Source organism: Actinocorallia libanotica (assembly GCF_039525175.1).
GTDB classification, from domain to species: domain Bacteria; phylum Actinomycetota; class Actinomycetes; order Streptosporangiales; family Streptosporangiaceae; genus Actinocorallia; species Actinocorallia libanotica.
On record NZ_BAAAHH010000003.1, the window covers coordinates 205,695 to 220,390 of the forward strand.

Annotated in this window: 13 protein-coding genes; 4 read left to right on the forward strand and 9 right to left on the reverse strand. The window is 73.9% G+C overall.

The genetic code is table 11. The annotated features are described in order from the left end of the window. The 3 genes from ABD140_RS06190 to ABD140_RS06200 are packed head-to-tail and all read left to right on the forward strand — an operon-like array spanning window position 1 to window position 3,520. On the forward strand, window positions 1-942 hold the full coding sequence (locus ABD140_RS06190) for an ABC transporter permease (RefSeq protein WP_344237663.1): 942 nt from the start codon (window positions 1-3) through the stop codon (window positions 940-942). Continuing rightward, on the forward strand, window positions 939-2,684 hold the full coding sequence (locus ABD140_RS06195; protein ID WP_344237665.1) for a dipeptide/oligopeptide/nickel ABC transporter permease/ATP-binding protein: 1,746 nt from the start codon (window positions 939-941) through the stop codon (window positions 2,682-2,684). The genes ABD140_RS06190 and ABD140_RS06195 overlap by 4 nt, the downstream gene beginning before the upstream one ends. Next, complete coding sequence (locus ABD140_RS06200; RefSeq protein ID WP_344237667.1) at window positions 2,681-3,520, forward strand: ABC transporter ATP-binding protein; 840 nt, start codon at window positions 2,681-2,683, stop codon at window positions 3,518-3,520. The genes ABD140_RS06195 and ABD140_RS06200 overlap by 4 nt, the downstream gene beginning before the upstream one ends. A 63-nt stretch (window positions 3,521-3,583) precedes the next feature. On the opposite strand, the gene ABD140_RS06205 is transcribed toward ABD140_RS06200, so the two are convergent. Then, the gene (locus tag ABD140_RS06205; protein ID WP_344237669.1) at window positions 3,584-5,119 is read right to left on the reverse strand and encodes a family 20 glycosylhydrolase; all 1,536 of its coding nucleotides are present in this window, start codon (window positions 5,117-5,119) and stop codon (window positions 3,584-3,586) included. Window positions 5,120-5,185: 66 nt separating this feature from the next. Here ABD140_RS06205 and ABD140_RS06210 point away from each other — a divergent pair, with 66 nt between their 5' ends. Then, the gene (locus tag ABD140_RS06210) at window positions 5,186-6,376 is read left to right on the forward strand and encodes a glycoside hydrolase family 1 protein (RefSeq protein WP_344237671.1); all 1,191 of its coding nucleotides are present in this window, start codon (window positions 5,186-5,188) and stop codon (window positions 6,374-6,376) included. Between the two features lie 49 nt (window positions 6,377-6,425). On the opposite strand, the gene ABD140_RS06215 is transcribed toward ABD140_RS06210, so the two are convergent. The 8 genes from ABD140_RS06215 to ABD140_RS06250 all read right to left on the reverse strand — a co-directional run bounded on the left by ABD140_RS06215 (window position 6,426) and on the right by ABD140_RS06250 (window position 14,647). Further along, on the reverse strand, window positions 6,426-6,782 hold the full coding sequence (locus ABD140_RS06215; protein WP_344237673.1) for an ACT domain-containing protein: 357 nt from the start codon (window positions 6,780-6,782) through the stop codon (window positions 6,426-6,428). Beyond that, window positions 6,779-7,951 carry a metallophosphoesterase gene (locus ABD140_RS06220; RefSeq protein WP_344237675.1) on the reverse strand — a complete coding sequence of 391 codons (1,173 nt, stop codon included), beginning with the start codon at window positions 7,949-7,951 and terminating at the stop codon, window positions 6,779-6,781. The genes ABD140_RS06215 and ABD140_RS06220 overlap by 4 nt, the downstream gene beginning before the upstream one ends. Window positions 7,952-8,029: 78 nt before the next feature. After that, a complete protein-coding gene (gene dpgD, locus ABD140_RS06225) occupies window positions 8,030-8,827 on the reverse strand; it encodes an enoyl-CoA-hydratase DpgD (protein ID WP_344237677.1) in 798 nt (265 codons plus the stop codon). A gap of 4 nt (window positions 8,828-8,831) precedes the next feature. Beyond that, the gene (locus ABD140_RS06230; protein WP_344237679.1) at window positions 8,832-10,469 is read right to left on the reverse strand and encodes a thiamine pyrophosphate-binding protein; all 1,638 of its coding nucleotides are present in this window, start codon (window positions 10,467-10,469) and stop codon (window positions 8,832-8,834) included. Continuing rightward, on the reverse strand, window positions 10,466-11,803 hold the full coding sequence (dpgC, locus tag ABD140_RS06235) for a (3,5-dihydroxyphenyl)acetyl-CoA 1,2-dioxygenase DpgC (protein ID WP_344237681.1): 1,338 nt from the start codon (window positions 11,801-11,803) through the stop codon (window positions 10,466-10,468). The genes ABD140_RS06230 and dpgC overlap by 4 nt, the downstream gene beginning before the upstream one ends. Continuing rightward, the gene (dpgB, locus tag ABD140_RS06240) at window positions 11,800-12,489 is read right to left on the reverse strand and encodes an enoyl-CoA-hydratase DpgB (RefSeq protein WP_344237683.1); all 690 of its coding nucleotides are present in this window, start codon (window positions 12,487-12,489) and stop codon (window positions 11,800-11,802) included. The genes dpgC and dpgB overlap by 4 nt, the downstream gene beginning before the upstream one ends. Window positions 12,490-12,515: 26 nt before the next feature. Beyond that, the gene (dpgA, locus tag ABD140_RS06245) at window positions 12,516-13,628 is read right to left on the reverse strand and encodes a 3,5-dihydroxyphenylacetyl-CoA synthase DpgA (RefSeq protein ID WP_344237685.1); all 1,113 of its coding nucleotides are present in this window, start codon (window positions 13,626-13,628) and stop codon (window positions 12,516-12,518) included. 131 nt (window positions 13,629-13,759) lie between these two features. Then, a complete protein-coding gene (locus tag ABD140_RS06250; protein ID WP_344237687.1) occupies window positions 13,760-14,647 on the reverse strand; it encodes a metal-dependent hydrolase in 888 nt (295 codons plus the stop codon). Window positions 14,648-14,696 lie beyond the last annotated feature (49 nt).

Here is a 14,696-nt window from a genome sequence, read left to right on the forward strand (position 1 = left end):
ATGCTGACGTTCATCGCACGCCGGCTCGCCGCCGGCGTGTTCCTCCTCTTCGTCATCTCCCTGCTGGCGTACCTGCTGCTGTCGATCCCCGACCTCGACGTGGCCCGCCAGCTCCTGGGCAGCGGGGCCGGCCAGGCGGAGGTCGCGGCCAAGAACCACGAGCTCGGCCTGGACCGGCCGGTCCTCGTCCAGTACCTGGACTGGCTCGCGCACGCCCTGCGCGGCGACTTCGGGACCTCCTGGTTCAGCGGCGAGGACGTCACCCAGGCCCTGCGCAACCGGCTGCCGGTCACCGCCAGCCTGATGGTCAGCGTCACCCTCATCACGGCCGTCGCCTCGTTCCTGCTCGGCGTCTGGGCCGGCGTGCGGCGCGGCGCCGTCGACCGGTTCGTGCAGGTCCTCGGCGTGGCCGGGTACGCCCTGCCGGGCTTCCTGGTGACGCTGGTGATCGTGCTGGTGTTCGCCGTCCAGCTGCGGTGGTTCCCCGCGATCGGCTACACGGGGCTGACCGAGTCGGCCTCCGGCTGGCTGTCCGCCGTCACCCTGCCGGTGCTCTCGCTGTCGATCGGTTCGATCGCCGGGGTCTCCCAGCAGGTGCGCGGCTCGGTCATCGAGGTGCTGCGCCAGGACTACGTGCGCACCCTGCGCGCCCGCGGCCTCTCCCCGGCCCGGATCGTGTTCCGGCACGTGCTGCGCAACGCCTCCGCGCCCGCGCTGGCCGTGCTCGGCATGCAGTTCGTCGGCCTGCTCGGCGGCGCGGTGCTGGTCGAGCAGATCTTCGGGCTGCCCGGCATCGGCAGCATGACGGTCAGCTACACCACCCGCGGCGACATCCCCGTGATCATGGCGCTCGTCGTGTTCACCGTCATCGGGGTCGTCCTGATCAACCTGGTCGTCGACATCCTCATCGGCTGGCTCAACCCGAAGGCGAGGACCTCATGAGCGGCACACCCGCGCCCCGCAGGGGCGTACCGGGCAGGCTGCTGTGCCACCCGCTCGGCCTGGCCTCGGCGCTCGTCCTGGGCCTCATCGTCCTGGCCGTGCTGCTCGCACCGGTCCTGGCCGCCCAGGGGCCCGGGGCCTCCGAGCTGCGCGACTCCTTCCGCGGGCCGTCCGGCGGCCACCCGTTCGGCTTCGACTCCGCCGGACGCGACGTGCTGTCCCGGCTGCTGTACGGCGGGCGGACCACGCTCGGCGGGGCGGTGCTCTCGGTGGCGGTGGCGCTGCTGCTCGGCGTCCCGGCGGGGCTGGCCGCCGGGTACTACGGCCGCTGGTTCGACGGCGTCGCGAGCTGGGTCTCCGACCTCATCATGGCGCTGCCCGCGATGGTCGTCCTGCTGGCCTCCCGCGCGGTGCTCGGCTCCACCGCCTGGGTGCTCATGGTCGTGCTGGGGTTCCTGGTCGCGCCCGCCTTCTTCCGGCTGGTGCGCGGCATCGTCGTCCAGGTGCGCGGCGAACTGTACGTCGACGCTGCCCGGGTCTCCGGCCTGCGCGACGCCCGGATCATCTCCCGGCACGTCCTGATCGTCGTGCGCGGCCCGATCATCATCCAGACCGCGCTGGTCGCGGGCGTGGCGATCGGGCTGCAGGCGGGCCTGGAGTTCCTCGGCTTCGGCGGCCACGACGGCGCCCCCACCTGGGGCGCCATGCTCAACGAGGCCTTCCAGAACATCCAGCGCGCGCCCCTGCTGCTGCTCTGGCCGGGACTGGCGCTCGGGCTGACCAGCGGCGCGCTCGTCCTGCTGGCCGCCGCGCTGCCCGACGTGCTGGAGGGCCGCGGCGGGAGCACCGGCCGCGCCGTCCGCCGCACGGCCGAGGCCCCGGTCGCGCCGGAGCCCGCCGCCCGCGACGAGCGCGCCGCCCTGCTGTCGGTGCGCGGCCTGGCCGTGGCCTACACCCTCCCGGACGGGAGCGACCGCGAGGTCGTCCACGGGGTGGACCTGGACGTGCGGCCCGGGGAGGTCGTCGGGCTGGTGGGGGAGTCGGGGTCGGGCAAGACCCAGACCGCCTTCTCGGTCCTGGGGCTCCTGCCCGAAGGCGGACGGGTGTCCCGCGGCAGCGTCCTCATCGAGGGGCAGGAGGTCGTCGGGCTGCCCGAACGGCGGCACCGCGCCCTGCGCGGAGACGTGGTGGCCTACGTGCCGCAGGAGCCGATGAGCAACCTCGACCCGGCGTTCACCATCGGCGCCCAGCTCGTCGAACCGATCCGCTGCAAACTCGGCCTCTCCCGCAAGGAAGCGGCCGCGCGGGCGCTGGAGCTGCTGCGGATGGTGGAGATCGCCGACCCCGAGCGGGCGTTCCGCTCCTACCCGCACCAGATCTCCGGCGGCATGGCCCAGCGGGTGCTCATCGCGGGGGCGATGTCGTGCGAGCCGCGGCTGCTCATCGCCGACGAGCCGACCACCGCGCTCGACGTCCGGGTCCAGGCCGAGATCCTGGAGCTGCTGCGCAGGCTGCAGCGCGAACGCGACCTCGGCGTCCTGCTGGTCACCCACAACCTCGGCGTCGTGGCCGACCTGTGCGACCGCGTCGCCGTCATGCGCGAGGGGCGGATCGTGGAGAGCGGCACCGCCGAGCAGGTCCTGCACGCGCCCGCCGACCCGTACACCCGCGGGCTCCTGGACGCGGTGCTCGACCACGTCCCCGCCCGCCCGGCCTGGCGACCGCGAAAGGCGAACGCATGAACATGCACGAACCGGAGCGTCCGCTGCTGGAGGTCGACGGGCTGGAGGTCTCCTTCGCCGCGCGCCGCCGCACCCGCACCAAGGTGCTGAAGGGCGTCTCCTTCGACATCCGCCCCGCCGAGACCTTCGGCCTGGTCGGGGAGTCGGGATCGGGCAAGACGACGATCGGGCGGGCCGTCCTCGGCCTCGTCCCCGTCCAGGCCGGGACGATCACCTTCGACGGGGAGCGCATCGAGCGCGCCGCGCCGCGCCGGCGCCGCGAGCTCAGCCGCGACCTCCAGGTGATCTTCCAGGACCCGTACACCTCGTTGAACCCGTCCTTCAGCATCGGCGACACCCTGATGGAGCCCCTGATCGCCCAGGGGACCACTGTCCGCGAGGCCCGAGGCAGGGTCGGCGAGCTGCTGGAACGCGTCAGGCTCCCCGCGGACGCCGCCGACCGCCTGCCCCGGGAGTTCTCCGGAGGCCAGCGCCAGCGCGTCGCGATCGCCCGGGCCCTGGCGCTGCGTCCGAAGCTCATCGTCTGCGACGAGCCGGTCTCCGCGCTGGACCTCACCACCCAGCACACGGTCCTGGAACTCCTCCTGGAGATCCAGGACCAGACGGCCGTCTCCTACCTCTTCGTCTCCCACGACCTCTCGGTCGTCCGCGCCATGAGCCATCGCGTCGCGGTGATCCATCAGGGAGAACTCGTGGAGACCGGCGAGGCCGACCAGGTCACCGCCCGTCCCGAACACCCCTACACGCGCGCTCTCATGTTGTCGGCACCCGTGGCCGACGTGCACGAGCAGCGCAGGCGCAGGCGGGAACTCGCCCAGGAGACGGGGGCCTCCTGAGCGGCCTCACCACCTGACCGCCGACGGAGGGCGGCCACCTCGGGGTGGCCGCCCTCCGCGCGCTCAGCTCCAGTCGGCCTCGGTCGACGGCATGAAGTCCAGGCCGCGTTCGCGCCACAGGCGGGCCAGGCCGGAGAGGGTCTCGCGATGGGCCTCCCACGGCTCGGGGGAGCCGGTCCAGGCGGTGCCGGCGACCGAGGCGAGACGGGGGAGCAGCAGGAAAGTGAGGTCGTCGAGATCCTGGAGCGACTCGCCGAAGACGGTCGCCTCGATCCCGGCGATCTGGTGGGGGAGGAGTCCGTAGGAGGCGGGGTCCCAGGCCGCGGCGTGGCGTACGTCGCGCGGGCGGTAGTTGAAGCCCAGCCGCGCGGACCGTTCGCGGTGCTCCTCCGGGACGACCGAGGAGTCGTAGGGGCGGTCCAGGTAGAGGTGGGACTGCGGGGACAGAAGGACGCGCCCTCCGCCGTCGGTGATGCGCTTCAAGTCGTCGTTCGTGGGGGTGAAGAAGCGCTTCAGCGCGACGATGAAGGCCATCGTGTGACCGGCCTTGAGGATGTCGGGGCGGGCGGCGCGCTCCTCCTCGTTCGCCGGGAGGTCCATCATCGGGACGTCCACCCACCACTGGCAGACGTCCTCGGGAGTGGTACCGGCGCGGGCGGACTCCTGCCAGCCCAGGGGGCGCTTGCCCGCCGCCCGGACGGCCGCCCGGGAGAACCGCACCGCTTCGGCGAAGGACTCGCCGTCGATGCCGAAGGCCTCGTCTCCGCCGATGTGGACGTACGGGCCGTCGGTGAGGCGGGCGGTCTCGGTCAGCACCTCGGCGACGAACGCGCGGGAGGCCGGGTCGTGCGGGTCCAGCGGGGGAGTGACGGGCGCGTCGGCCGGCATCCAGGAGGGCCGGGGCATCGTCCCCAGATCCGGGTAGGCGCGCATGACCGCGAAGGTGTGGCCCGGCAGGTCGATCTCCGGGACGATCGTCACGAACCGGGCGGCGGCGTAGTCCTGCAGCTCCCGGTACTGGGCCGCGGTGTAGAAGGCCCCCTCCTGCCCCTCGGTGAGGAGGGGGCGGCCGGCCATCTCCAGGCGCCAGCCCTCGTTGTCGGTGAGGTGCAGGTGCAGCACGTTCAGGTGGTGGAGGGCGGCCAGGTCGATCAGGCGGCGCACGTCCTCGACCGGGAGGAAGCGGCGGGCCGGGTCCACCAGCAGGCCGCGCCAGGCGTAGCGCGGGCCGTCCTGCACGCGGCCGCCGCCGGGAACCCCGTCCGGCGCGGTGGCCAGCCCGCGCACCGCGGCGACGGCGGCGCGGAAGACGCCTTCGGGGGTGCGGGCGGTGCAGACGATCTCGTCCGGGGCGACCAGCAGTTCGTGGCGCTCGTCCGGCCGCTCGTCCCCGCGCGGTGAGACGCCCAGCACCTCGGGGCCCGTGCCGCACTCGCCCAGGACGAGGCGGACGGTCCCCGGCGCCCGGCCGTCCGGAGCCGGTCCTGCCAGGTGGGGAGCCAGCAGGGATTCCAGCGTGCCGGCGGTGCCGCGCAGTTCCGGCTCCGCGGTGACGACCCTCCAGGGGCGGGGGAGGGCGCTGCGTCTTTCGGTGCTCATGGCGGGAGTGTACTCTCAAAACCATTCACTGTACGGTTTTCATTTCCCGCAGGCGAGGAGCCGGGCATGCCGGAGCACACGTTCACCTTCCCCGAGGGCTTCCTGTTCGGGGCCTCGACGGCCGCGCACCAGATCGAGGGCAACAACGTCAACAGCGACTGGTGGGTGTTCGAGAACCGCGAGGGCAGCGGGGTGGAGGAGCCGAGCGGGGACGCCGCCGACAGCTACCACCGCTGGCCCGAGGACATGGACCTGCTGCGCGACCTCGGCTTCACCGCCTACCGCTTCAGCGTCGAGTGGGCGCGGATCGAACCCGAGCCCGGCCGCTTCTCCCGGGCTGCGCTGGACCACTACCGCCGGATGGTCGAAGGCGCGCACGCCCGCGGCCTGGAGCCCGTGGTCACGCTCCACCACTTCACCTCGCCCCGCTGGTTCTCCGCGGCCGGAGGCTGGACGGCCCCCGACGCCGTCCAGCGGTTCACCGCCTACGCCGAGGCCGTCGCCCCCATCCTCGAAGGACGGGTCCGCTACGTCGCGACCATCAACGAGCCCAACATGATCGCCCTGATGCACACCGCGATCCGCCAAGGCGGCGCGAACGTCGACTTCAAGCTGCTGGAGCCCGACACCGCCCTCAGCGAGGGCCTGATCGCCGCCCACCATGCCGCCCGTGACGCCCTGCGCGGCGTCTCCTCGGAGTTCCGCGTCGGCTGGACGGTGGCCAACCAGGTCTACCAGCCCGAACCCGGCGCGGAGGAGGTCTGCCGCGCCCACGCCTGGCCGCGCGAGGACCGCTTCCTGGAGGCCGCCCGCGACGACGACTGGATCGGCGTCCAGTCCTACACCCGCACCCGCGTCTCAGCCGACGGCCCGCTCCCCGTCCCCGACGGCGCGGAGAAGACCCTCACCGGCTGGGAGTACCACCCGGCCGCCCTCGGCGAGGCCGTCCGCCACACCGCCCGGGTCGTGGGCCCGCGCGTCCCCATCCTGGTGACCGAGAACGGCATCGCCACCGCCGACGACACCCGCCGCGTCGCCTACACCCGCGGCGCCCTGGCAGGCCTGGCCGCCGCCATGTCCGAAGGCGCCGACGTCCGCGGCTACCTGCACTGGAGCGCCCTGGACAACTACGAGTGGGGCTCCTACCGCCCCACCTTCGGCCTCATCGCCGTCGACCGCCGCACCTTCACCCGCACCCCGAAGCCCTCCGCCCGCTGGCTGGGCGAGATCTCCCGCACCCGCGCCCTCCCGGAGTGAACGCGGGACCTCCGAGGTGCTCTCCCGGACGCCGCGGATCCGGGCGGGGTCAGGGAAGGACTCTGTGGCCCGCCGCCTCCAGCGCGGAGACGGCGGTCTTCCGCAGGCGTTCCGGGGTGAGGACGAGGTCGCCGTGGAAGGTGGAGGCGACGAACACCGGCACGTCCGCCTCGGCCAGCGGGGCGACGACGGAGGCGAGCAGGCCCGGGGCGTCGAGGTCGTGGCCGGTGGCGTACAGGCCGGTCCAGCGTTCGGCCTCGGCCCACGGGGCGGCGTCCCGCACGACCGTGAGGCCCTCGGGCGCGCGGACCAGGGCGATCCAGTCGTCGTCCTCGGGGAGGGTGGTGTGCGGCAGGTGCTCGATCACGAAGGAGGACGGGACGATCCCCAGGGTCAGTGCGGTCATCCGGCCAGTGTAGGAGCGCCGCGCAGCACGAGGAGCGTGATCTCGCTGGGGGCCAGGACGCGGAAGGGCGGGCCCCAGAAGCCGGTGCCGCGGCTGGTGTAGAGCCAGGTGCGGTCGTTGCGGCGGGACAGGCCCGCGACGTGCGGCTGGTCGAGGCGGACCAGGAGGTTGAACGGCCAGATCTGGCCGCCGTGGGTGTGGCCGGAGAGCTGCAGGTCGACGCCCGCCTCCTCGGCGGCGGGGATCTGCTTGGGCTGGTGGGCCAGGAGCAGGACCGGCAGGGCGGGGTCGGCTCCGTCGAGGGCGGCCGCCAGGTCGGCGCGGTGGCCGGGGTGGCCGGAGTGGTGGGCGGTGGCGCCGTCGACGTCCGCGACGACGACCCGGTCGCCGCCGCGTTCGACGACGGTGTGGCGGTTGTGCAGGTGCTGCCAGCCGAGGCCGTCCAGGTGGGCGATCCAGCCGAGGGGGTCGCCGTAGTACTCGTGGTTGCCGGTGACGTAGACGCGGGCGGCCTTCGCCCGGACGTCGGCGAGCGGGGCGGCCTGCTCGCGGCGCTGCGCGACGGTCCCGTCGGCGATGTCGCCGGTGTGGCAGACGATGTCGGCGTCGAGGGAGTTCACCACCTCGGTGACCTTGCGCGACCAGGAGGCGCGGTCGGTCGGGCCGTAGTGGGTGTCGGTCAGCAGGACCACGCGGGTGCCCTCCAGGCCGGGGCCGAGCCTGGGCAGGACCACGTCCACCTTCTCGACGCGGGGCACCCGCATCGCCTCGGCGTACCCCCAGGCCAGCAGCGCGGCGGAGACCGCGAGGACGGCGAGGGCGGCGACCCTGCCGGCCTGCTCGACGCCGGCCGCCGCCAGCACGGCGCGCAGCACGTTGCCCAGCACGGACCACGTGAAGAGCACCCAGGCGACCCCGATCAGGGTGTCCCCGGCCACGGACATGCCGTCGTGCCCGCCGCGGTGCCCGAGGAACTTGAGCCCGGGCATCGCGACCGCGGCCGCCGCGAACAGCACCGATCCGGCGGCGAATCCCGCCGTCCCCCACCCGGGCGCGGCCACGAGCGTCCACCAGGGCACGCCCCACAGCAGGCCCATGACGGTCACCAGCACCGCGCCGATCACCAGCGGCCGCAGGAAACCCGGTCGCGCCGCCGCGTCCACCGCCATGGAGAAACCTCTTTCGTCAGGAACGCGCAGAGAACGAACCGCTCCCCCCGCCGGTTCCATTGTCGCCGAGCCGGCGGCTCAACGACCCTTCCAGCGGGGTGGTCTTTTCTCCACGAAGGACAGGGGGCCTTCCGCGGCGTCCTCGCTCCACATGCGGCGCTCCTCCCAGACGTAGCGGGTGGCGAAGGCGTCCGCCAGCGGCAGGACCGAGGAGGTCGCCGCCGCCTCCTTGATCGCGCGGACGGCCAGGGGAGCGCAGGCCAGCAGGTCCTCCAGCCAGACCTCGACGGCCTTGTCCAGTTCGGCGGCGGGCACCACCTCGTTGACCAGGCCGAGTTCGCAGGCGCGTGCCGCGGACAGGCGGCGGCCGGTGAGGAGGTGGCCGAGCGCGGTGCGGTAGGGCAGCTGGCGGGTCAGCCGGAACACCCCGCCCGCTCCCGCGACGAGCCCCAGCCGCGCCTCGGGCAGGCCGAACTCCGCGTCCTCGGAGGCGACGATGATGTCGCAGGCCAGGGCCAGCTCGAACCCGCCGCCCAGGGCGTACCCGCCGACCTTGGCGACGAGCGGCTTGGCGAGGGAGAACCGCTCGGTGAGCCGGGGCCAGCCCGGCCTGCCGCGGCTGCCGAACGTCGCGGGCCGCGCCCGGCCCGCCTCGGTCAGCGCGACCAGCTCCTTGAGGTCCTGCCCCACCGAGAACGCCCGCCCGCCCGCGCCCGACAGCACGCCCACCCACAGGTCGTCGTCCCGCTCGAAGTCGTCCCAGACCTCCGCGAGCTCCTCGTGGGTGCGCAGGTCGAGCGCGTTGAGCACCTCCGGGCGGTTGAGCGTCACGTACGCGACACGGCCTTCCTTGGCGTACAGCACGCGCGGCGGCACGGCCTCACTCCTCACGACCGGTGACGGGGACGTCGACCAGGACGGGGCGGCCGGACGCGACGGCCTTGGCCACGGCCTCGGTGACCTGCTCGGCCGAACCGGCGCGGACGGCGTCCACGCCGAAGAACCGGGCCGCCTCGGTGAAGTCGAGCTCCGGTGGCCGCAGGTCCAGGCAGCCGGGCGCGAAGCCGTCGAGCCGCCCCCGCCGCGCGACCGTGTCCTTCAACGTGCGGTACTCGCCGTTGTTCATCACCACGAAGACGACCGGCACGTCGTAGCGGGCGGCGCTCCACAACCCCTGGAGCCCGAACAGCGCGCATCCGTCGCCGAGCACCGCGACGACCGGCCGCGACGGGTCGCCGAGCCGCGAGCCGACGGCCATGCCGATCCCCGATCCCAGCCCGCCGCCGACCGTGTGGACGTAGGAGCGCGGCCGTTCCAGCGGCAGGAGCCGCCGCAGCAGCACCCCGCAGGTGATCGCCTCCTCCACCACGACGGCGTCGGCGGGCAGCCCGGCGTCCACGGCGTGGACGGCGGCGAGCGGATCCATCGGCGCGTCGCCGTAACCGGCCAGCGCCCGCTCCCGCAACGCCGCGCGGGCGGCGGTGTGCGCGCTCTCGGCCACCGCGATCCGGCCGGAGGCCTGGGGCACCCGGCCGTCGAGCGCTTCGGCGAGCACGGCCAGGGTCTCCCGGATCCCGCCGGTCAGGCCGAGCGCGACGGGGAACACCCGGCCGGGCTCGGCCGGGTCGTCGTCGAGCTGGACGACGGACGTCCCCTCGGGAACCGGCGGTCCGGGCTCGTAGTGGTGCGCGGTGAACGCCCGCGCCCCGGCGACGAACACCACGTCGTGCCCCTCCAGGGCGGCGCGGATCGCCGAGTTCCGGGGTTCGAGCGCGGACGCGTACAGCGGATGCGTGGTCGGGAAGCCGAGCCCGTCGTTCATCGGCTGGTGGAAGACGACGGCTCCGAGCGCCTCGGCGACCCCGACGAGTTCCGCCAGGGCGTCGGCGCGGCCCACTCCGTCCCCCGCGACGATCGCGGGCCGGTCCGCTCCGGCCAGCAGCGCAGCGGCCTCCCGCCAGCCCGCGGCCGGTCCGGCCCCGCCCAGCTGCGACCTCGCCGGCGGCGGATCGACCGGCCCGTCCTCCTCCAGCAGGTCCATCGGCACCGACAGCAGGACCGGACCCGCGGGCGGCCGGACGGCCTCCGCGAACGCCCGCCGCAGCAGGACCGCCAGGTCACGGGCGTGCTGCACCTCGACGGCGTGCTTCACCGCGGAGCGTGCCAGCCCCACCAGGTCACCCGAGAGCATGGGGTCGTGCACCAGATGCCGCCGGTCCTGCTGCCCCGCGGTGACGACGAGCGGGGTCCGCGACCGGCTCGCGTTGAGCAGCCCGACCAGCCCGTTGGCCAGCCCGGCCGCGGCGTGCAGGCTGACGAACGCCGGACGCCGCACGGCACGCGCGTAGCCGTCGGCCATCGCCACGACCGACGCCTCCTGCACGCCGAGCACGTACGTGAGGTCGGGGGCCCCGGCCAGCGCCTCCACGAACGGCAGCTCGGTGGTGCCCGGATTCCCGAACACCGTCGAAACGCCCTCGTCCCGCAGGACCGAGAGCAGCGCCTCGACGGGCCTCACGAGCCGCCCCGGTCCGCGCCGAAGCGGCCGGCCCTGGTGATGACGTCGTGGCTGTACAGGCGCAGCGCCTGTTCGAGCGCGAACTCGGCGGCGTACCGCCGGAAGTCCTCGGCCGGCTCCTCGGCGAGATTGATCATCCGGCGGTTCGCCACCACGGCGGGGCCGCCCAGCCGCGCGGCCGCCTCCTGGACGGCGGCGCCGACCCGGTGCGGGTCGACCACCTCGTCGCAGATCAGCCGCGCCTCGGGCTCGTGCGCCCAGATCCTGCGGCCGCCCAGGATGACCTGCCGCGCCAGGCGGCCCCCGGCGAGCGCGGTCAGCCGCAGGTTCGCCATGCCGGGCACGATGCCCTCCTGGGCGGCGGGCAGGCTGAAGTAGGCGTCGGCGGCGGCGATCACGTGGTCGACGGAGAACAGCACCTGCATGCCGCCGCCGATCGCGAAGGAGTCGACCGCGGCGATCCACGGCTTGTCCACGGTCCGGCGGGGCCAGGCGTCCTTGGCGCGCACCCCGCGGATCAGCTTGCTGAGGTGGCCCAGTTCGCGGCGGAGCAGGAAGTCCACGTACGAGATGCGGCCCCGGTGCAGGTCCACGAGGTTGATGCCCGCGCAGAACACCCGGCGGCCCCGGTGGCGGGGGTGGCTCATCTCCCCGCCGCGCAGCACGCCCACCCGCACCCGGTCGTCGAGCAGGGCCAGGTCGACGGCGGTCTCCAGGTCGTCGACGAGCCGGTCGTCCTCGGCGTTGAGGCGGCGGTGGCCGCTCAGGGTGAGGTGGGCGACGCCGTCGAGCCGCTCCAGGTGGAGCGAGCCGAACGCCGTCGCGCCGGTGCGGCGCCACTCGTCGAGCAGGGCCAGCGCCCGGGGCGTCGGGTAGAGCATGGACTCCAGGAGGTGGTGGCCGACCCGCCGCGAGCCGAGCACCGCGTGGAAGAAGAACCCCTGGTCGATCTCCAGGCCGTCCTTGTCGGCCTGGGCGAGTTCGCGTTCGGCGGCCATGCGCTCGCGGCAGGGGAGCAGGCCGGGGAAGGCCTCGGCCGCGGCGAACACCAGCTCCGACAGGCGCGGGCGCTCCCGCATCCCGCCGGTCAGCTCGTCGTAGACGGTCTCGGCGTGCAGCTGCAGGAAGGCGTGGCGGACGCGCCGCCGGTCGAGGAGCGCCTCCGCCGCCGACTTCCGCTGGTCCGGGTTCCTGGCGGGTCCGGCGGGCAGCGCGTCCAGCAGCGCGTCGACCTCCGCCGAGGCGGCCGCGAGCGCGCAGGAGTCCTCGGCGAGCGACCCCGTGAACCGCGGGCACGCCCACCGGCGTCCGGTCTCGACCTGCCCGGCGCTCACAGGGCACGCCCCTTCACGCCGCCGCGCAGCCGGGACAGCGTGCGCTCGCACGCGGCCAGGTGCATCCCCAGGGCCTCCTCGAAGCCGGTCACCGCCGCGTCGTGGACGAGCCTCCGCCGGATCGCCAGCTCGTCGGGCTCCAGCAGGGCGGCCTCCGCGGCCATCCGCGCGGCCGCTTCGTGCGGGTCGGGCGCGAGCTCGTCGAGGAGGCCGAGGTCCAGCGCCCGCTCGGCGGAGAGCACCGCCCCGAACAGCACCATCCGCCGGGCCGCGGCGCCGCCGAGCTGGCCGACGAGCCGGTGCACGGCCATCCCCGCCCAGACGCCGCCGTCCCGCACGGGGAGCTCCACCCGGGCGCCCGGGGAGCCGATCCGGTAGTCGCAGGTGAGCAGCACCTCCAGCGCGGCCCCGCCGCACAGGCCCTCCACGGCCGCGATCTTCGCGCCCGGCGCCCGTTCGAGCCGGCGCAGCGCCTTCTCCCACCTGCCCACCAGGTCGACGCCGACGGCGCCCGGCCAGTCCGGCGCGGGTCCGGTCCCGCTCAGCCGCACCACCACGGCCGACGCGTCGCGGGTGTCCTCCACCCGGTCGCAGAACGCCTGTATCTCCTCGACCAGCGCGGGGGAGAGCGGCTGCCCGCCGTCCACGCCGAGCACGGTGCCGCAAGAGAGATCTGCCGAAGACATGTCTGTTTCCTTTGGTGATGGATGGGTCAGAAACGGACGAGCGCGGTCTCCAGCGTGGAACCCGGACCCATCGTCATGAGGACGCCGTAGTCGCCGGGCCGGGCGGCGCCCTCCCGCATGAGCCGCTCGTAGGAGAAGAGGAACGAGCCGCTGGAGAGGTTGCCGTAGCCGCGCAGCACACCGGTGGTGTGCCGCAGGTCGTGCCGGGTGAGGCCGAGGTTGACCGCGATGGAGTCGACGACCTTCTTGCCGCCGGAGTGGACCAGCCAGTGCGCGATGTCGCTGCGCCGCAGCCCCGTGCCGCGCAGCAGGTCGCCGACGACCTCCTCGGCGTGCGCGCCGACCACGTAGGGGATGCGCGGGTCGAGGAAGAAGCTGAACTTGCCGTGCGCCTCGTCCCAGTCGTAGCGCATCGCGTCGATCGCGTCGGGGATGATGAGGCTGGCGTACCGCAGGACCTGCGGGCCCCCGCCCTCCGGGCCGAGGCGCACCGCGACGGCTGCCGCGCCGTCGCCGAACAGGCTGTTGACCACCGACGAGCGCATCGTCCCGTCGAAGACGTAGGCGGCCGAGCACGTCTCGACGCACACCATCACCGCGAGTCCGCCGGGATGGGCGGAGGCCCACCCGGTGACGGCGCTGAGCGCGTTGAGCCCGGCGTTGCACCCCATGCCGACGACGTCGAGCCGCCCGCACCGCACGGAGATGCCCAGCTCGCGGATGAGCAGCGCGCTGAACCCCGGCGTGAGCAGCCCGGTCGTGGAGACGCAGACGAGGTAGCCCAGGTCGTCGACGGCGGCGCCGATCCGCTTCAGGCAGGTCTGCAGCGCCCGGATGCCCAGCTCGACGCCCTGCTTCTTGTGCTTGGCCAGCAGCTCGCCCTGGCTCTCGGCGCGGAGCCTGCCGTCCGCGCCGACCGGCGGCAGCGCCAGGTGGCGGCGGTCGATCGCGCTGTTGAGGAAGACCGACCGCACCCGCTCGTCCTCGACGCCGAAGAGCTCCAGCAGGCGGGACTGGGTGTAGGAGGTGTCCGGGACGGCGGTTCCCACCCCCAGCAGCGCGGGACCCGTCCGGGTGGCGGCCCACACCGGGCCGGCCGCGCCGCCGCCCGCCCGGTCCGGATGTGTACTGATCGCCATGTCAACCGCCCGTACTGTCGGCGCGGGCCGCCGCCCCCGAACACCGTGAGAAGTAGTAGAGATCCTTTCAACGGACCCCGTGCTTCAAACCTGTATCGGCAGGTCAGGGGTGTTTTCGGGGCGGGCGCGGCTCAGCGGCCGGGCAGGGTGACCTGGAGCCCCTCGGTGTGCTCGAGGATGAACGGCGAGACGTGCACCCCGAAGGAGACGCACAGGATCACGACGAGCGCGGGGAAGACGAGCCCCTTCTCGGTCTTGTCGCCGGTGCGGAACCACTTGGGCCCGTGCATGGTCTGCGACCACGGCCAGCCGAGCGGGCAGCCGCCCCGGGTGATCATGTCGCCGCAGATGTGGATGACGACGCCGACGACGACCGCGTAGGGCAGCACCGACAGGTCGACGTGGAACCACAGCAGCGCGAACGTGATGGGGATGGGCGCCAGGTCGTCCCAGATCCCCTTGATGTTCAGGGGCCGGATCGCCGCGGCCAGCACCAGCACCAGCACGGCGCCCACGAGCACGACCCCGGCGTCCTGCCCGTACCAGTAGGTGCCCGCCCCGATCCCGGCGGCGGCCAGCGCGCACGCCATGATCGCGAGGAACCCGTGCCAGGGCTTCTTGTAGGCGGCCCTCCCGCGCCCCTTGGAGAACAGCCCGATGAGCAGCCCCACCACCAGCATCGTGCCGGTGATGCCGCACCCGATCCAGAACGTCACCTCGTCCTGGACGTAGACGGCCGAGGCGAAGAACACCACGGCGGCGAGCAGCCCCACCCCGAGCGCCGAGTGCGTCCCGTTGCGGTGCCCGCCCGCCACCTTCCCCACGCCCCACGCGAACCCGCGCGTCAGCGGCCCGAACGTCCGCGCCACATGCGACCCGTGGTGGTCGATGTCGGGCAGCACCGCCGCTCCCGCGCACGCCACCGCCCCGACCAGCACCTGGTGCCAGGGCAGCCCCAGGGGGATGCTCCCGGCCGTGAAGAGCGCCGCTCCGGACAGGGCATGCGTACGGCCCATCATCAGCCGGCCACTCCTTCAGAACTCCTTGGCGAAATCTTGCACGCCGATT

Bases quoted from the DNA above. Each gene is read 5' to 3' on its own strand.
- ABD140_RS06190 (WP_344237663.1), top strand. From the start codon at position 1: ATGCTGACGTTCATCGCACGCCGGCTCGCCGCCGGCGTGTTCCTCCTC.
- ABD140_RS06195 (WP_344237665.1), top strand. From the start codon at position 939: ATGAGCGGCACACCCGCGCCCCGCAGGGGCGTACCGGGCAGGCTGCTG.
- ABD140_RS06200 (WP_344237667.1), top strand. From the start codon at position 2,681: ATGAACATGCACGAACCGGAGCGTCCGCTGCTGGAGGTCGACGGGCTG.
- ABD140_RS06205 (WP_344237669.1), bottom strand. From the start codon at position 5,119: ATGAGCACCGAAAGACGCAGCGCCCTCCCCCGCCCCTGGAGGGTCGTC.
- ABD140_RS06210 (WP_344237671.1), top strand. From the start codon at position 5,186: ATGCCGGAGCACACGTTCACCTTCCCCGAGGGCTTCCTGTTCGGGGCC.
- ABD140_RS06215 (WP_344237673.1), bottom strand. From the start codon at position 6,782: ATGACCGCACTGACCCTGGGGATCGTCCCGTCCTCCTTCGTGATCGAG.
- ABD140_RS06220 (WP_344237675.1), bottom strand. From the start codon at position 7,951: ATGGCGGTGGACGCGGCGGCGCGACCGGGTTTCCTGCGGCCGCTGGTG.
- dpgB (WP_344237683.1), bottom strand. From the start codon at position 12,489: ATGTCTTCGGCAGATCTCTCTTGCGGCACCGTGCTCGGCGTGGACGGC.
- dpgA (WP_344237685.1), bottom strand. From the start codon at position 13,628: ATGGCGATCAGTACACATCCGGACCGGGCGGGCGGCGGCGCGGCCGGC.
- ABD140_RS06250 (WP_344237687.1), bottom strand. From the start codon at position 14,647: ATGATGGGCCGTACGCATGCCCTGTCCGGAGCGGCGCTCTTCACGGCC.